The sequence below is a fragment of the Flavobacterium palustre genome (assembly GCF_014639535.1).
In the GTDB taxonomy this organism is placed as follows: domain Bacteria; phylum Bacteroidota; class Bacteroidia; order Flavobacteriales; family Flavobacteriaceae; genus Flavobacterium; species Flavobacterium palustre.
In genome coordinates this window covers 13,302-27,329 of record NZ_BMGA01000008.1, presented here as the reverse complement: position 1 = coordinate 27,329, position 14,028 = coordinate 13,302, and the positions used below count along the sequence as shown (strand labels likewise).

Here is a 14,028-nt window from a genome sequence, read left to right as displayed (position 1 = left end):
ATGATTTACTTAGAAAAAAAAGACCTCATAACCGATGCCTTTGAGCGCTTTATTGATGAAAGTTCAAAGGACGACGAAACCGTCTTGGACAATGCCGAGGAGCGGGCGATTGCGCTTGTCAAAACGATGATTGGCAGCCGCTATAATGTGGCGCTCATCTTTGATGAAACGACGCCAATTATTAACGAAATGCTGGTGCAAATCATTTCCCGTATCGTGTTGTATCGAGTTATCAAAAGAAATGCAGCTCGTAAGGTTCCAACCGATTACAAGGAAGATTATGACGAAGCTATAAAATGGCTAAACGATATCGCCACCGGAAAAACACCGCTTGCCGGTTTACCGCTTCCGGAAGACGAAAACGGCGACCCAACAAACAGTAAATCCCTTTGGGGCAATAATTCCAACTCAGATTTTTATATATGAAAAATCCATTAACACAACTTTATCAGGCTATTGAAAAAAGGGTACTGCTTAACGCTGACCCGCGTTTATTGCGCGTGGTTTCCGTGGCTAAAAATGGCAATGCACCGTCCAACCAGTTAAACTATGAGGCCGAAACGATGCAGCGCCAAACCTTAAAGGAATGGACTACAGCCGTGATGGCGGCAACCGATCCCGAGAACCCGGACAAAACGGGTTTACAGGCTTTGTATAAAAACTTGATGTTGGACAACCATTTAGCGTCAATCATTGACAGCCGTATTTTATTTTGTCAGCGTTCACCGTTCAAAATCGTTAATGAAAAAGGCGACGAAAACAAAGATTTATCCTGGCTTTTTGAGCGCACTTGGTTTGAGGAGTTTGTACACCTGGTGTTAATGAAACGTTTTGAAGGCTGCAAATTAATTGAGCTCTACGACGTGAATCCGGACACGCAGGAACTGGAAACGGTGGACGAAATCCCAATGGCTTACTTTTTGCCACAAAAAGGAATTATTACCAAATCACCGGGCGACAGTACCGGATGGCAATATAAAGAAGGCGCTTTACGTCCGTTTTATATCCAAGTAGGAAAGGACAAAGAAATAGGAATGCTGGCACAAATGGCGCCTATTATCCTGGCTAAAAAACTGGGCTTGGGTTCGTGGTTGGATTATATCGAAAAATACGGTGTTCCGCCTTTATTTATTACTACCGACCGCGAAGACGACGCACGTTTAAAGGAACTTTTTGAGGCGGCCAGTAATTTTAAAGGAAATGGGTTTATGGTAGGCCGCGGACAGGAAAAATTTGAGATTGGAAAAGCCGACGGAGGAAATCCGGACAACTTTGACAAACTTGTGGAACGTGCGAACGGCGAAATGTCCAAACGTGTTTTGGGCGGTTCCGGGCTAACCGATGAAAAGAGCTTTGTGGGCAGCTCCGAAATTCAATTCAGGCTTGCTAATGACCGTTTTGAAAGTGATAAACTATTAGTTAAAAATATTATAAACGAGCAGCTATTTCCAAGACTGCAAAAAATTAGTCCGGCTTATAAAGTTTTACAAGGTCATTATTTTGAATGGGACAATACCGAAACACAAACGCCTAAAGAGGTGGCCGAACTGGTACAAATATTATCCGCTAGTTTCGAACTGGATCCGGAAGAGGTAAGCCAAAGAACCGGCTTTACCATTTTAGGACAAAAAACAGGCGGAGCGGTCAACCCGGAACTGGCTGAGGCTATTAAAAAAAAAAGCTTGAACGACAAGTAAACGCGCTTTTTGATGAAATTTTCGCTTCTTATCATGCCGAGGATTGCGGCTGCGAAAGCTGCGTAACGGATAACTTTACGGCGCTTGATTTTAGCAGATATGATAATTTGATTAATCAAATTGCCAAAGATTTACACGAGGGCAAAATAAAGCCGGAGGACTTGAATAGCGAACTCATTTCAAGAACCTACAGCGATTTATCCGAGGGAGCCGGTAAAGGTTACGGTAAAAAGTGGTCTAAGTTTCCGGCCGACGGAAAAGGCTCTTTGCCGAATGAGCTAAAAAAGAACCTGTACGCGTTCTCAGGTGCTAAATCCTACGCACAGCTCGAAGAAATTAACCGCTTGCTGTTTGATCAGGACGGGAAGCTAAGACCGTTTAACGAGTTCGCCGTTTTGGCTAAAAAAGTCAATCGCCAGTACAATGTAAACTATTTACAGGCCGAGTACCAAACCGCCAGAACTGCGGCACAAATGGCCGAAAAATGGGAACGCCTGCAAGAAACAAAAGACTTATTCCCGAACTTGAAATATAGAATCGTTGGCGATAGCCTGGTGCGTCCGGAACATGCCAAACTTGACGGCATTATCAAACCGATTGACGACCCGTTTTGGTCTAAATATTATCCGCCTTTGGACTGGCGATGCCGCTGTGATGCGGTACCCACGGCCGAAGATACGACCGACGATAAAGAAGAGGATTTACCAAAGCCAACTTTTAAAGGAAATGTAGGAAAAGACAAAGAAATTTTCACCAAAAAAGGCACATTTTTTAAGCTCCTAAATACCAATGAAAAGGCGATACAAAATGCGGAGTTATCCAAGTTAAACGCGCCAGTTGAAGTAGTACACAGGTCTAAAAAGGGGAAAGTCGAGGCCAGCATTTTTGCCGATGAAGTGGATCTAAAAGACAACATTGCTACGGCTATAATTTTGGCTGATAATTTAAATCTAAATGTTCAAATTAGACCTCACTTAGACGGACGTATTGTACCAGGACATAAAAATCCGGAATATCTAATTAATGGGGTTTTGGGTGAAAGAAAAGCGCCTGAATCGACTAATTATAAAAAGTCATTAAAAAAGGCAAACGAGCAAAAGTGTGAAGTTGTGGTAATTGATTTGTCGGTTAACAAAGATAGCATTGAAAACGCCTATGCTAAAATTGAGAATGTTTTAAAACAACCGGGGATTCATCCAAACATTAAAACGGTTTATATCGTGTCAAAAGACGGTAAGGAAGTCAAGGAGTATAAAAGAAAAAAGCAACCTAAAAAATAGGTTGCCTTTCTATAGTGGACGCACTTGGAATAACCCGCGTGCTTAACTACAATGCAAATATACAAATAATTATGAGTAAAATACAAATACCTGATTTTTTAGCTATTGCGGAGAGCTTGCAGACCGATGTGCGCCGTTATGCAAAAGTGTATTGTTTGCAATGGTTTGACGACAGCTTTCAAAATCAGGGCTTCACGGATGCCAGTTTTGAACCCTGGGAAAAAAGAAAGGAGCCGGACAGGCGACCGGGTGGCGCTATCTTAGTCGATACTACTTTTTTACGTAAAAGTTTAGGCGTGTTGGCGGAGACTGACAACCGTATGGAGTTTGGAACTCATGTGCCTTACGCCGGTTTGCATAACAACGGTGAGCGTATGCGCCTGGTGCAATATGTACGCGCGCATCACAGAACCCGAAACGGCAAGCGGGAACAGGTACAGGCACACAGCCGAAAGATTGATACTAAGTTCCCAAAACGCCAATTTATAGGCGAGAGTAAACAAATGATGGACGGGCTGGATAAATGGCTTTTAAATCAAATTTCAATACGTTTTAAACAGCAAGGAAATGCAAAACTTTAAAGAACTTTATACGGAACTGGCCGGGCTGTTGTCTGACAAGATACCGGCTATTGAGTGGGTGGACTTATGGAACTCCCAAATTTATAATTTAGAAGGAGAGCATCCGTTCCCTGCTCCGGCTGTCTTTTTGGCTTTTCGGTCGAACCGAATGGACGATGCGGGCGTAAAACTCCAAAAAGTAGAGTTACAGGTGGATGTGTTTTTGTTTTACGAAACCTTTTTGGACACTTTTAACGGGGCTTACAATCAGGAGGAAGCTTTGGCGTTTTTGGATATTATGGACGAAATAAACAAGCTATTGCACGGCAGTAGCGGAACGGCTTACAGCAATATGCGCCGGATTTCGTTTTCTCCGGTAGATACTGGCGGAGCGGGAAATTTATATAATATCACGTACAGATGTGAATTAATGGACTACAGCGCCGTAAAAGAATGGGAAGAAGATTCATTTGCAGATATGCAAATCGAGCCACAGGGCAACAACGGTTTTATTGTAAATCAGTAAATAATTCCGTTTGATTTTGGGTAGGGTAAGAAACGCGGTTAAAAACGATGTTTTCCACTGTTTTTGCTGCTCGGTAGTACTTAGCGGCTACGAAGTTTAAAATGTAGTCTGTGGAGTATTTTTGCACGCCAAATTCGCGTACATTGCTCATTTTATCAAATTCCTTTTTGATATCCTGGTGCAAACGAATGGTATTTGGTTTAACGGCCATGAAACAAAAATATAAAACTTTTCAACATAAAAAAAGCCCAGTTTTTAGCTGGGCTTTTTCACGTGGTATTAGGATTATTGATTTGGAAATTATTGTTTATCCTTTAAGTTTCCAGTTGCCGTTGGAGCCTGAAAAATAGTAAGGCGATTTGTGCGCGTAACCTTTCTTAGAAAGTTCCTCTTTATCGGCTGAGGCGTCAATATGCTTTTTCCAAAAAGGGAATAAGTTCAAATAAAAACCTCTAACATCGGAGAAAGCATATTTTTTTGTTCCGGTAATTTTCAGGTTTTTATCCTCTCCCTCATTCCAATATTTAAACTGAAAGATTACAAACTGATCCGTTAGCTTTTCTTTGTTCTTTTCGATCTCTTCATCGGTGAGCGCCGCCGGAACATACTGTACTACAAAAATAGAATACTCCGGGAATTCTTTTGATTTATACAGGCGCAGCGGTTCGCTGGCGTCTTTTATTAAATCGTTTGTCATTTGAATGGCGGCCTCAGCGCTAGAGAGATTCTTAATTGTATTGAGATACTCAGCATCTTGTGCGTTTGTTATCAAACCGATTAAAAGCGCTAATGATAGTAATAGTTTTTTCATTGTTTATTCTTTTTAAATTATTTATAGAGAAATGTTCCCTACTCTATCAACGACTTCTCTGCCAAAATTTGAAATACGATAAGAATTTTCATCATCAAAATCTATAAGTCGTAAATCATTAAACTTAGGCATCAAACTTAACCAATTATTTGAGTGTATATCATCAAATCCATTAACTGCTAATGCTCTTAAAATAGAAGTTTCTTGAGGTGTTAGTTTAGCTAAAGCGACAATAACTCTGTCATCTATGCTCAGTTCCTTTTTTAATTCCTGTAATTCACTATTTAAATCTTCGTTAAAAACTCTCAAATCATTATTTAGCCGTGATGAATTATCAGACGATGTTTGATAATTCTTTATCATTTGATTTAATTCAGCTTGCAAAAAGCCTATCTCATCTTTATGATTCACAATTAATTCATCTTTACCACTCCTTAACTTTTGAATTTCTTGTTGTAAATCTTCAATTTGTTTGTTACCAGTTTCTATATTTTTTAATTCAAACTCTTGTTTAGCCAACTCTATTTTTAAAGAAGTTTGATGTTTTTTTGTTTTATAAATATCCTCAACTCTTTTTTCTTTAGTCGGTGCTAGGTCATTGTTAATTGCTACCATTATTTTAGGAACTACAAGCGTATAAAAAAATGCTAAAACTAATGGCCAGAAAATTGCCCAAAAACTACAATATTCATTATTAACAATAACAATTCTGTCTTCAATTTGCGCACCTGAAAACAACAATACGACCAGTGGTCGCCAGTTCCAAATAACAAAAGAAAAAAAGAAAGCCCCGGTAATAGGTGTTTTTAAGCGCTCTTTAGCGGTATCGTTGAGGTCTTTTAAAAAGTCGAAAAAATTCATTCTCTAATGGTTATTTATAAATAATCTCTTTTTTTCCTTTTGATTTTTTTAATTTAAAACCTGTAGGAATAAAATTTTCTTCAAGTGGCATGACTAAATTATCACTAAAAAACAATAATTCTTTTCCCTCTCTAGATTCAAATGCAGAGTGATTAAAACTATACCTTTTCATATTGAAGTCTTTATAGAGTTTTTCAATAAATTCATGGTCGTCATAAGAAACAATCCATGTTGAATTTTCTATGTTTTTAATTCGGTCGCTAACTAAAATATGGTTTAAATCATTATAGTGGTTCATATATAATGATTCTGCTTTCAAATAGTAAGGAGGATCAAAATAAAATATTGTATTTGGGTTATTCAAGCTCTCAACATTATCTATTAATTCTATTGCATCCAAATTACAAAGTGTAATATTATTAGAGTAAGAAGCGATAAGTTTAATTCTGCTTATAATTTCCTCTTTATTAAAACGACAATCCATTTTATAATTACCTTTTTGTTCTAGGCCTCCAATTACACCGGCTTTAATTATACCCGAACGATTCGTTCTGTTCAAATACAATGTTGAAAATCCTAAACTTAATAAATCAACATCTTCTTTGTTTTTTTGAATTTCTTTTTGTTTCCTCCAGTTATCAATTGTCATTTCTGCATTTGAAATTAGTTCGCATAATTTATCAGTTTCGTTTAAAACTGAGTGCCAAAATGCATAAACTGACCTGTCTTTATCATTGATAGTAACATTTTTTACATAACCCTCAATTAATAAAAACATGGCAACTGACGCACCACCGGCATAGGGCTCTACATAATGACCGTGTATTTTATTATCAACACATATTTTAGCGACAAACGATGCCAGCTTATTTTTTCCTCCTGGATAGCGTAATGGTGAATAAAACATAAATACTTAAGATATATTTGATAATTCAATAGAATCTAAAAAAACCTTATTTTCAGCAAGCATGAATTCTAAAAGTGGAATAAGTTGATCAGCATAACTAGTTGCGTTTTGCGGTATTCCAACAACATTATAGTTATGTATTATCTGTTGTAAATGGTCTAAATTAAATGTCTCAAAAGTTCTTTTTATACCATTATCCTTTATTAACTTTATAAATTGTTTTTCCAGTTCGTCAAAATTGGTCGATGGTAATTTTATCCCTTGCTTGTTTTTAAATGCTGATTGAAAATGATTTGAATTTGAGAGCTTATTGCTTTTGCTTCCGTATGTTGTGTGTTCAACTATATACTTCAGAGTGCATTCATATGTAATCCTTACAAGGGCAAGTTTTGCGATACAATTACTTGTAGAATTTAAATCATAGCATTCATTTATTCTATTCTTTATCCCAGCCGGTATTCCCTTTCGTCTTAACCTCGGTCTTGTTTTAAAGCTTGGACGTGGTGTCCCTGCCGGTTTTGCAGCGGGACTATTTCCATTTGTATTATTATCTGAGGAAGATGCCTGCACAGTATTATCGGCACTAGATGGATTGTTCATCTCTGTGTTTTCCACTCCATTATTTTGATTTCCTGTATTTATTCCAGTTGAATTTCCGTTTGACGTATCAGAAGGTGTAGAAGTCGGTGGCGTATTTTTTTCAATCGGCACATAAAAATAATCAAATCCAAAAGGTTTTAACCTTTTCATAAAGCTTTCTTTTTCTGAGTCGATTACATCCGTTTTAATTTGATATTCTGCATCTGATTCTAAAAGTTTAACAAGAGCAACAATATATTTTTTAAATGTTTCAATATCTTCAACTACAATTTCAAAACTAGGACTGTTTTTAAATTTATACCCGCACTTTTGAGAATATTTAAATAGCCTTTCAAAAATAATCGTCCTTCCTCCTGTTTTACCTCTTCCTCTTGTTAATAATCGTCTTAAATTATTTTCTCCAAATTCTACTGCGCTTTTGTAAAAACTGGCTAATTTTATTAACTGTCCCGGCTGGCTATCAATTTCGCTCAAGTTTTGTAAACTTGCTCCATCTGATTTGAAAAGCTTATACACTTCTAGAGCTTTTGCTATCCTTTCCCAACTTCTAAATGTGCTGTTGGCATGTTCCAAGAATATCCTTTTATTTAAGCTTTCTTCATCGTTGTATACTAATGCCGGTAATTGTTTGTAACTTGTTCTTGGTAAGTCTAGCTCATAAATCCCAGGAGTTTCTAAAGCTTTGATAGCGGCACATCTTCTATTCCCATCTTTAACTAAATATTTTTCTCCTTTTTGTATTACCCATAGTGGTCTATCTAAATAAAATTCACCCGCTGAAACAATATTTTTTGCTACTTCAACACCTGACTCATTATATAATAAATAATTTATTAAATCCTCTTCGGTATTATTTCCTACATATAATTCTCCGAATCGGGGATTATGAGTATCTAAGCTTAAATCCTCGATATTAATATTTTGAAGGTTACTTTTAGCCATATTTATTCAAATTAGTGAAAAATGTTTTATCAATTGTAAAATAAGTAAAATAACTCCTATTTATTTTACTTATTTTGTTTTTTTTTTCAATTAATTAAAAATTAAGCCCTGTGCCAGTCGTCATTGTAATACTGGCGGTTTATGAATGTGGCTAAGTGTGCGGTTCCAATGCATTTACGGGCGACATACTTTTTATATTCTGGAACTGCCATGAAACATTTTATCTGGTCGGATTGTGAGAGCTTTTTAAAGCTTTTTTGGGCGTCAAACTTCGAAACCTTATTTCCGTACAAGTTCCAAAGTGCGTCAAAACTTATGTCCGGTTCACCTACCTCAATAGTAAGTGTTTTTTGTTTTTTAATCCAATCTTTAATATGCTCTTCGAGGTATGGGAATTTACCTTTAACGAATAACCAATCGGAGTGCCTTTGGCTTATCTCTCCTTCAAGGATATTATAGGCGATTAAAAAGCCGTTTAAATTGTATTTAAACTGCCAGATGTCGCCGTTTTCCAGTTTTACAGTATAAGTGCGGTTCATCAGGCTAATTTTTGATTTAATTCGTTTATTACTTTTTGAATTTGTTGTCTGATGTAATTATCAGACACTCCTTTTATTTCTCCGAGTAATAACAGTTCGAGCATGTCAGCCTCATGGTATTTTAGCGATACCTTCACCTTCTTTTTAGTGTTAAACAAGTCAGTTTTTAACTTTACTGATCCGAATTTACTGTCTAATTTTCCGGCTACATCGTAGGCAATTGAAAGCGTAGATTTTTCGCGTCTGGTATGAGCTTTGGATTTGTAAATTGGCTGTAGTGTTGAGGCTATTATAGTAATGGCCTCATGTGTTAATTTCAGGTCTATTTTCATCTTAACATTCTGTTTTAGGTTCTGTTAGTTGTTCGTCGCATTCGGTGCAAACTTCTACGGTTGTTTCGCAGCCACAGGCAGCGCTTATTACTCGGGTTTCGGCTATGTCGTGGGGACATACTTCGGTGATGCTAAACCCCTCCATTTTGCCAGTGAATTAACCCGCAGTTGGTGCAAAACAATTTTCCGTTTTTTTCTTTTACCGGCATTTCTATTTCGCACTCAAAACAGTAGGCTTCTAAGGGTTTTTCGGGTTTGCGTTTTACTTTCTTTTTCTTTTTCCTCTTTGGTGGGTCGGGCGGGAATAAACCGGCACAAAAGGTCAAAAAACAAATGCTAGATACAGCTGCGGTGATAATGATTTTTAGTGATTCCATTTACTTATATTTTTTAACTACCATTGATTTTAAACATTCTATAATCTTAGAAAGCTCTTTAGGTTCCATGTCCTTTAAAGGCTTTTTAACCGGTGATTTATCACTCTTTAAAAAGTCGGACAATCGGGCGAGGTCGGCCACTTCGCCGTGGCGTGGATGTGGAACCGTCCATTGGAGCGTTCGGAGCTGTCCCATCACGCCCATGTGTTGGCGATTGCTTTTATCAAAGGCTGCCCAGTTCTTAGCCGTTGTGGGTTGTGGGTTGTGGGTTTTCGGTTTGTTGTAATCTTCTATGGCGCTCCCGCCGCCTTCATAGATGTAGGGTTTGGATTTAGTTGCTGTCATTTTAAAAATAATTTAGCCTTAATAGTGTTTTACTTATTACTAATTCGTCTATTTTGCCCCTTGACTTCATTTTAAGTGATTCCGAATCTCCGTAACAGCTAATTACATTATCCATTGATAAAAAACCCGCAGAAACAATTGCAAAAGCCTCATTTTTAATAATTGCATCGGAAATCGTTTTATGAGTAATCATTCCGTTAAATATTACCGCTCTCTCCTCAAGTGAATTGGGCTTAAAAATCACATACTTTAAATCGTTCATTCTTATTTTTTTTTAGTTAGCTCCTGAGGCGGGATTCGAACCTGCGCCGAATGAAAGAATCTACATGTTTGTCTCTTATCAAACGCTCTACTATCTAAGCTACTCAGGAAACCGTTTTCAGGGTTTGTTATTTTGATTTATAGGTTGCTTTTGTGTGTTTTTTGAATCTTGGGTTGTTGATTACTGTTTTCTCGTAGTTTTTAAAGGCGCTCATTTGGGTGGGTGATAAATCAACCATACAAGACCAGTTTCCAAATTTGTCCTTATAAACTAGTAAGCCGTCGACTGAGTACCGCTCGTGGTCTGTTATTGGTTTTATTTCTATTTCTAAACTCATTTTGTCGCTGTTGGTATTGGGTTGTTATCTTGAATTTGAGCCATTGGAAGTACTCAAATAATTGCTTTTTATTCAGTACTACCAGCAATATTGCCAGTAGTACTGTGGTGGTGCTAGGCGGTTGCATCTTCGGGCAGTTGTTCATTATAAAACTCAAACTTGTAGCCCTGAGAAAAATCAACCGACGAAATGGCTAGCGGTATAGGTGTTTTAGTGCCGTCCTCAGCAATTAGTGCAGCATCGATAAACCAAACCGAACGACGTGGCTTGTAAGCTGCTGCAATGATCTCGACACCATCGGTAAATTCTTCATTGTCGAACTCTTTGGTTAATTTTTGGAGTTCTAAAACTCGTGAGCCTTTTAAATTACCTTTAGCATCTTTTTTTAAAAGAGAGAAAACAACGTTTACTAAAGCAGCGGTTTCGGTATCTTTAGACAACGAGGCGATAAAGTTGTTTACTTTGGCAATTCCTTCATTTACGGTGTCGTCCCAGCCGTCATTGATACGGTAACCTATGGTGATTTCGCCGCCGTCAAAACTAAAGGTGTGGCTTTGTTGTTTGGCCTTAACGCCGTACAAATCGGCTTTCATTTTTAAAATGTTTTCAAAGTATTGGAATACTTCGGTTTTGGCGTTCGATAAAACTTCAGAGGCGATGGATAGTTTAAAAATCGCTTTAGCGGCTGCCTCTGCTGATAAATCTTTATAAGCGGCTCTGTCTTCTTCTTTTTTGTCTTCCTGAGCTTTTGCAGCTGCTTTTAGTTGTGCTGGTGTGAATTTTTTTAATTCCTCTGGGATAAGTGTTTCTGTATTCATAATGATTTTACTAGTTGTTATTTAATTTCCTGAAATGTTCCCCAACGGGTGGTTTCTATTCGTTCTAAAGTGAATTTTACTTTTGCCTCAATGTGCGTCGGTAATTCGTAGGTTCTTACGTCCTCGGGGCGGTTTTCGCCGTAGTAGCGGGATAACTGACTGAATAGTGCCGCTCGCTCCTGATTGATGAGGATTCGTTCCCCAACCCGAAAAACATAAATCCTACCTTCTTTTTGCATATCGGAGCAGTACCACAGTACGGTGTGGAGGTCTTGGAGTCGTTGGCTTATTTGTTCTATATTCATGGGCGTGGATAAAATTGATGTTCGCGTAAATCGAGTGTGTCTCGTTCAATGGGTTGGCTTTCCCATTCGTCCCGCAGCTTTCTGAGGTCGGTTTCGATTCGTACCCGGTCGGGGTGGTTGGGGTTGTCGATTAACCATTGTTCGAGTGTGGCAATTTTGTTGATGCGTTGTTGTGGTGTCATTAGTTTTGATTTAGGGTTGAAAACTCGATTTTGATACCGGAAAATTTACATATCCTAGGTTTTTCAGTTCTGCGCTTCGCGGCTTCTATGAGCGATTGCGGGAAATAGGACATAACTTTACTCACACATTTAACATACAGTTTGTCAATTTCTTTTCCTTGTCCGGCTAATTCGGAATAGCTTTTGGCAAGTAGTTGGAATTCTTTTTCCTCTTTAGCTACAAATGACAAAAACCATTTGTTAACCGGGGCGTTTGCTAATACTTGTGAAAATTCACGGTGTGATATAGTCACACTCTCCACCCAATAAATCCAAAGGCTTAGTAAAAAATCTTCTTTGGTTTGGCTGGCTTGCAGTTGCTCATATAAATAATCGACTGCTGATTCTTGTTTTGTTGCTGTTGTTCTCATGATGTTGTTGTTTATGCTATTTCTTTCCAATATTTAGCGGCTTTCTGCGCCCAAATAACGAATGGCTCACCACCACCGTTTAACCGTCCGTCAGGAAACAATTTGAATCCTTCTACTCTTAATTTCAAATCCACGTCATAGCGTATGTCATCGGCTAAGGCTCCTTTGGGTTCTTTGCCTTTGGCCTGCGAAATCCAGATTAAGCCCTTCCCTTTTTTCAACATCAGTTCCTTTAATTGGTAATATTGATTTTTATTGATTCGGGTGTATTGCACCGAATCGATAAAAAGGAAGTCCGGCGATTTAGGCTTACTCATTCGCTTAAATAGGTCGTCAAATGGCTCACGGTCTAACAGTACAAAGGAGTTATCTACGGTGTCCATGTGGTTACGCACCAGGGCATTTTGAATGGTTGCCGAAAGTCCCTGCTCTAAAGAGTTATAAGCAACTTTTCCAAAATTGGTCAGGTACTTTGCCAGCTTGATAGCTGCCTCAGTCTTACCCTCACCAGAACCGCCCCAAATGATAGCCGAAAATGCTTTATCGGGCTGTCCTAAAGTAGATTCCCATTCGCCGCTGAACTCTAAAGGATTGAATTTTTTTGAAAGAACGTTTTGTACTGAATAGGCTCTATTAATCTTTTTCGACATATTTATCTCTTAATCGGCTTATAGTTGATGTATGAACTCCGTAAATTTTAGCGATACTTTTAAGCGATTTCCCCGATTCAATCATTTGCAGTATTTCATCTACATCAGTAGTATTTATTTTTTGCTTAAAATTGCCCACTCCATTCGAAGCTCCTTCCTTCCATTCCAGATTTGAATAATGATTGTTTGACAACTCATTGATTTTACTGGCTCGTTGTGAGGTGTTTTCGGGTAAACAGTTCCAAGCTTCACAGACCAATCGAATAACAGAGTGTGCCCGATTTCCAAAATTGACTTTGAGGGTAGGATTTCTTCTGGTTTTATCACTCTCATGTTGTTGTAACAACAAGCCGTTTAAATAGATTTCAGAGCCGTCCTCATTAATCTTTAGCCCTTCAACTATCGGGTGGTATCTAAACTGCATTTCTTTCATTGTTTGCTCGCTTGTGACTGTTTACTAATCTTTTTATACGACGTCCGTCTCCTTTTGAATCTCTGTATATAGTTCTTATTACTTCCTCGTTGGTTACTCCATTTGTTGAACATATTTTCAATGTATCAGCGTAATTGTTTGGCTCTAATTCAAAGAATTTCCCGCCTACTCTGGATAATACTTCTCGGTACCCCATTTTATCCAACACAACACCTTTAGCAATCTTACGCTCTAAAAAATGAGTTGCCGAAATCACCATTCCGCAGTCATCTTCTAACTCATTGAATAAGGAAATAAATAGATATATTACTTTATCGTTTAGTTTGTCAAATTCATTAAAAATGAACAGGATGTTTTCTCGTGACTTTACCTCTAAAACTATCTTTGACATTAATTTAGTTACTGTCATTCCTGCCGAATCTTTACCCATTTTTGCCAATACTTCACTCAAAAAACCGCGTTCATCCATGTAATTGGTGCAAAAAATATTAATCACATTTCGGTTATTTTCTTCATATACTTTGGCTGACGCTGTTTTTCCATGACCCGAAGGACCTACGATTCCATACACCTCTTTAAATTTTTGTGCCTCATCATAAATTCTTCTTAACTCTTCAGCGTTACGTGTATCCGAACAGTACACCCACTCTTTGTCATTGGTACCCAAATAAGAGCCTACTTTACGCCACATTTCATCTGCAATGTTTTCCCAATTATGGTTTCGCATTTGCGAAAGAGTAGCGGCTGATACGCTTTTCATTTCGGCAGCTACTTTGTTTTGAGAGCCTTTTTGAAGGATTAACATTTCTAAATCTTCTACAATTTTTATTTTTTGTTGTTGTGTCATTTTTATA

The 14,028-nt window shown here is 37.9% G+C and carries 22 protein-coding genes and 1 tRNA gene; 5 read left to right on the top strand and 18 right to left on the bottom strand.

The window, feature by feature from the left end; translation table 11 throughout:
- The 5 genes from IEV84_RS13640 to IEV84_RS13620 all read left to right on the top strand — a co-directional run bounded on the left by IEV84_RS13640 (position 1) and on the right by IEV84_RS13620 (position 4,063).
- Positions 1–426: a phage protein Gp36 family protein gene (locus IEV84_RS13640; protein WP_188494860.1), complete on the top strand. Its 426-nt coding sequence runs from the start codon at positions 1–3 to the stop codon at positions 424–426.
- Positions 423–1,697 carry a phage portal protein family protein gene (locus IEV84_RS13635; RefSeq protein ID WP_188494858.1) on the top strand — a complete coding sequence of 425 codons (1,275 nt, stop codon included), beginning with the start codon at positions 423–425 and terminating at the stop codon, positions 1,695–1,697. The genes IEV84_RS13640 and IEV84_RS13635 overlap by 4 nt, the downstream gene beginning before the upstream one ends.
- A 107-nt stretch (positions 1,698–1,804) precedes the next feature.
- Positions 1,805–2,977 (top strand): phage minor head protein, encoded by a 1,173-nt coding sequence (locus IEV84_RS13630; protein ID WP_188494856.1) that lies wholly within the window; start codon positions 1,805–1,807, stop codon positions 2,975–2,977.
- Positions 2,978–3,048: 71 nt separating this feature from the next.
- Positions 3,049–3,558 (top strand): phage virion morphogenesis family protein, encoded by a 510-nt coding sequence (locus tag IEV84_RS13625; protein ID WP_188494854.1) that lies wholly within the window; start codon positions 3,049–3,051, stop codon positions 3,556–3,558.
- Positions 3,545–4,063 carry a hypothetical protein gene (locus IEV84_RS13620; RefSeq protein WP_188494852.1) on the top strand — a complete coding sequence of 173 codons (519 nt, stop codon included), beginning with the start codon at positions 3,545–3,547 and terminating at the stop codon, positions 4,061–4,063. Before IEV84_RS13625 ends, IEV84_RS13620 begins: the two co-directional genes overlap by 14 nt.
- Here the strand turns inward: IEV84_RS13620 and IEV84_RS13615 are convergent.
- From IEV84_RS13615 to IEV84_RS13530, 18 genes are all read right to left on the bottom strand, one after another.
- Positions 4,047–4,274: a hypothetical protein gene (locus tag IEV84_RS13615; RefSeq protein ID WP_188494850.1), complete on the bottom strand. Its 228-nt coding sequence runs from the start codon at positions 4,272–4,274 to the stop codon at positions 4,047–4,049. The two genes, IEV84_RS13620 and IEV84_RS13615, sit on opposite strands and share 17 nt — an antisense overlap.
- Before the next feature lie 96 nt (positions 4,275–4,370).
- Positions 4,371–4,874, bottom strand: a complete 504-nt coding sequence (locus IEV84_RS13610; protein ID WP_188494848.1) for a hypothetical protein — start codon at positions 4,872–4,874, stop codon at positions 4,371–4,373.
- 21 nt (positions 4,875–4,895) lie between these two features.
- Entirely contained in the window at positions 4,896–5,735 is an 840-nt protein-coding gene (locus IEV84_RS13605; RefSeq protein WP_188494846.1) for a hypothetical protein, read from the bottom strand.
- A 10-nt stretch (positions 5,736–5,745) separates the two neighbouring features.
- Complete coding sequence (locus IEV84_RS13600) at positions 5,746–6,642, bottom strand: DNA adenine methylase (protein ID WP_188494844.1); 897 nt, start codon at positions 6,640–6,642, stop codon at positions 5,746–5,748.
- Between the two features lie 6 nt (positions 6,643–6,648).
- Positions 6,649–8,184, bottom strand: coding sequence for a hypothetical protein (locus IEV84_RS13595; protein ID WP_188494842.1), 1,536 nt, complete (start codon positions 8,182–8,184; stop codon positions 6,649–6,651).
- Between the two features lie 101 nt (positions 8,185–8,285).
- A complete protein-coding gene (locus IEV84_RS13590; RefSeq protein ID WP_188494840.1) occupies positions 8,286–8,723 on the bottom strand; it encodes an LvrA C-terminal domain-related protein in 438 nt (145 codons plus the stop codon).
- On the bottom strand, positions 8,723–9,055 hold the full coding sequence (locus IEV84_RS13585) for a hypothetical protein (RefSeq protein ID WP_188494838.1): 333 nt from the start codon (positions 9,053–9,055) through the stop codon (positions 8,723–8,725). The genes IEV84_RS13590 and IEV84_RS13585 overlap by 1 nt, the downstream gene beginning before the upstream one ends.
- A gap of 131 nt (positions 9,056–9,186) precedes the next feature.
- The gene (locus tag IEV84_RS13580; RefSeq protein WP_188494836.1) at positions 9,187–9,432 is read right to left on the bottom strand and encodes a hypothetical protein; all 246 of its coding nucleotides are present in this window, start codon (positions 9,430–9,432) and stop codon (positions 9,187–9,189) included.
- Positions 9,433–9,777, bottom strand: coding sequence for a hypothetical protein (locus IEV84_RS13575; protein ID WP_188494834.1), 345 nt, complete (start codon positions 9,775–9,777; stop codon positions 9,433–9,435).
- Position 9,778: 1 nt separating this feature from the next.
- A complete protein-coding gene (locus IEV84_RS13570) occupies positions 9,779–10,039 on the bottom strand; it encodes a hypothetical protein (RefSeq protein WP_188494832.1) in 261 nt (86 codons plus the stop codon).
- A gap of 20 nt (positions 10,040–10,059) precedes the next feature.
- A tRNA-Leu gene (locus IEV84_RS13565) sits at positions 10,060–10,148 on the bottom strand.
- 18 nt (positions 10,149–10,166) lie between these two features.
- Positions 10,167–10,376 carry a hypothetical protein gene (locus IEV84_RS13560; protein WP_188494830.1) on the bottom strand — a complete coding sequence of 70 codons (210 nt, stop codon included), beginning with the start codon at positions 10,374–10,376 and terminating at the stop codon, positions 10,167–10,169.
- A 113-nt stretch (positions 10,377–10,489) separates the two neighbouring features.
- The gene (locus tag IEV84_RS13555; protein ID WP_188494828.1) at positions 10,490–11,194 is read right to left on the bottom strand and encodes a DUF3164 family protein; all 705 of its coding nucleotides are present in this window, start codon (positions 11,192–11,194) and stop codon (positions 10,490–10,492) included.
- A 301-nt stretch (positions 11,195–11,495) separates the two neighbouring features.
- Positions 11,496–11,681: a hypothetical protein gene (locus IEV84_RS13550; RefSeq protein ID WP_188494826.1), complete on the bottom strand. Its 186-nt coding sequence runs from the start codon at positions 11,679–11,681 to the stop codon at positions 11,496–11,498.
- A complete protein-coding gene (locus IEV84_RS13545; RefSeq protein ID WP_188494824.1) occupies positions 11,681–12,091 on the bottom strand; it encodes a hypothetical protein in 411 nt (136 codons plus the stop codon). The genes IEV84_RS13550 and IEV84_RS13545 overlap by 1 nt, the downstream gene beginning before the upstream one ends.
- 11 nt (positions 12,092–12,102) lie before the next feature.
- Positions 12,103–12,741: a P-loop NTPase family protein gene (locus IEV84_RS13540; protein WP_188494822.1), complete on the bottom strand. Its 639-nt coding sequence runs from the start codon at positions 12,739–12,741 to the stop codon at positions 12,103–12,105.
- Complete coding sequence (locus IEV84_RS13535) at positions 12,725–13,174, bottom strand: helix-turn-helix domain-containing protein (RefSeq protein ID WP_188494820.1); 450 nt, start codon at positions 13,172–13,174, stop codon at positions 12,725–12,727. Before IEV84_RS13535 ends, IEV84_RS13540 begins: the two co-directional genes overlap by 17 nt.
- Complete coding sequence (locus tag IEV84_RS13530) at positions 13,155–14,021, bottom strand: AAA family ATPase (protein ID WP_188494818.1); 867 nt, start codon at positions 14,019–14,021, stop codon at positions 13,155–13,157. The genes IEV84_RS13535 and IEV84_RS13530 overlap by 20 nt, the downstream gene beginning before the upstream one ends.
- Between the last annotated feature and the right edge of the window lie 7 nt (positions 14,022–14,028).

Excerpts from the sequence above, each read along its gene's own strand:
- IEV84_RS13560 (WP_188494830.1), bottom strand. The coding sequence starts at position 10,376 with ATGAGTTTAGAAATAGAAATAAAACCAATAACAGACCACGAGCGGTAC.
- IEV84_RS13555 (WP_188494828.1), bottom strand. The coding sequence starts at position 11,194 with ATGAATACAGAAACACTTATCCCAGAGGAATTAAAAAAATTCACACCA.
- IEV84_RS13610 (WP_188494848.1), bottom strand. The coding sequence starts at position 4,874 with ATGAAAAAACTATTACTATCATTAGCGCTTTTAATCGGTTTGATAACA.
- IEV84_RS13605 (WP_188494846.1), bottom strand. The coding sequence starts at position 5,735 with ATGAATTTTTTCGACTTTTTAAAAGACCTCAACGATACCGCTAAAGAG.
- IEV84_RS13575 (WP_188494834.1), bottom strand. The coding sequence starts at position 9,777 with ATGACAGCAACTAAATCCAAACCCTACATCTATGAAGGCGGCGGGAGC.
- IEV84_RS13570 (WP_188494832.1), bottom strand. The coding sequence starts at position 10,039 with ATGAACGATTTAAAGTATGTGATTTTTAAGCCCAATTCACTTGAGGAG.
- IEV84_RS13535 (WP_188494820.1), bottom strand. The coding sequence starts at position 13,174 with ATGAAAGAAATGCAGTTTAGATACCACCCGATAGTTGAAGGGCTAAAG.
- IEV84_RS13595 (WP_188494842.1), bottom strand. The coding sequence starts at position 8,184 with ATGGCTAAAAGTAACCTTCAAAATATTAATATCGAGGATTTAAGCTTA.
- IEV84_RS13550 (WP_188494826.1), bottom strand. The coding sequence starts at position 11,681 with ATGACACCACAACAACGCATCAACAAAATTGCCACACTCGAACAATGG.
- IEV84_RS13585 (WP_188494838.1), bottom strand. The coding sequence starts at position 9,055 with ATGAAAATAGACCTGAAATTAACACATGAGGCCATTACTATAATAGCC.
- IEV84_RS13590 (WP_188494840.1), bottom strand. The coding sequence starts at position 8,723 with ATGAACCGCACTTATACTGTAAAACTGGAAAACGGCGACATCTGGCAG.
- IEV84_RS13545 (WP_188494824.1), bottom strand. The coding sequence starts at position 12,091 with ATGAGAACAACAGCAACAAAACAAGAATCAGCAGTCGATTATTTATAT.
- IEV84_RS13600 (WP_188494844.1), bottom strand. The coding sequence starts at position 6,642 with ATGTTTTATTCACCATTACGCTATCCAGGAGGAAAAAATAAGCTGGCA.
- IEV84_RS13615 (WP_188494850.1), bottom strand. The coding sequence starts at position 4,274 with ATGGCCGTTAAACCAAATACCATTCGTTTGCACCAGGATATCAAAAAG.
- IEV84_RS13530 (WP_188494818.1), bottom strand. The coding sequence starts at position 14,021 with ATGACACAACAACAAAAAATAAAAATTGTAGAAGATTTAGAAATGTTA.
- IEV84_RS13580 (WP_188494836.1), bottom strand. The coding sequence starts at position 9,432 with ATGGAATCACTAAAAATCATTATCACCGCAGCTGTATCTAGCATTTGT.
- IEV84_RS13540 (WP_188494822.1), bottom strand. The coding sequence starts at position 12,741 with ATGTCGAAAAAGATTAATAGAGCCTATTCAGTACAAAACGTTCTTTCA.
- IEV84_RS13640 (WP_188494860.1), top strand. The coding sequence starts at position 1 with ATGATTTACTTAGAAAAAAAAGACCTCATAACCGATGCCTTTGAGCGC.
- IEV84_RS13620 (WP_188494852.1), top strand. The coding sequence starts at position 3,545 with ATGCAAAACTTTAAAGAACTTTATACGGAACTGGCCGGGCTGTTGTCT.
- IEV84_RS13625 (WP_188494854.1), top strand. The coding sequence starts at position 3,049 with ATGAGTAAAATACAAATACCTGATTTTTTAGCTATTGCGGAGAGCTTG.
- IEV84_RS13635 (WP_188494858.1), top strand. The coding sequence starts at position 423 with ATGAAAAATCCATTAACACAACTTTATCAGGCTATTGAAAAAAGGGTA.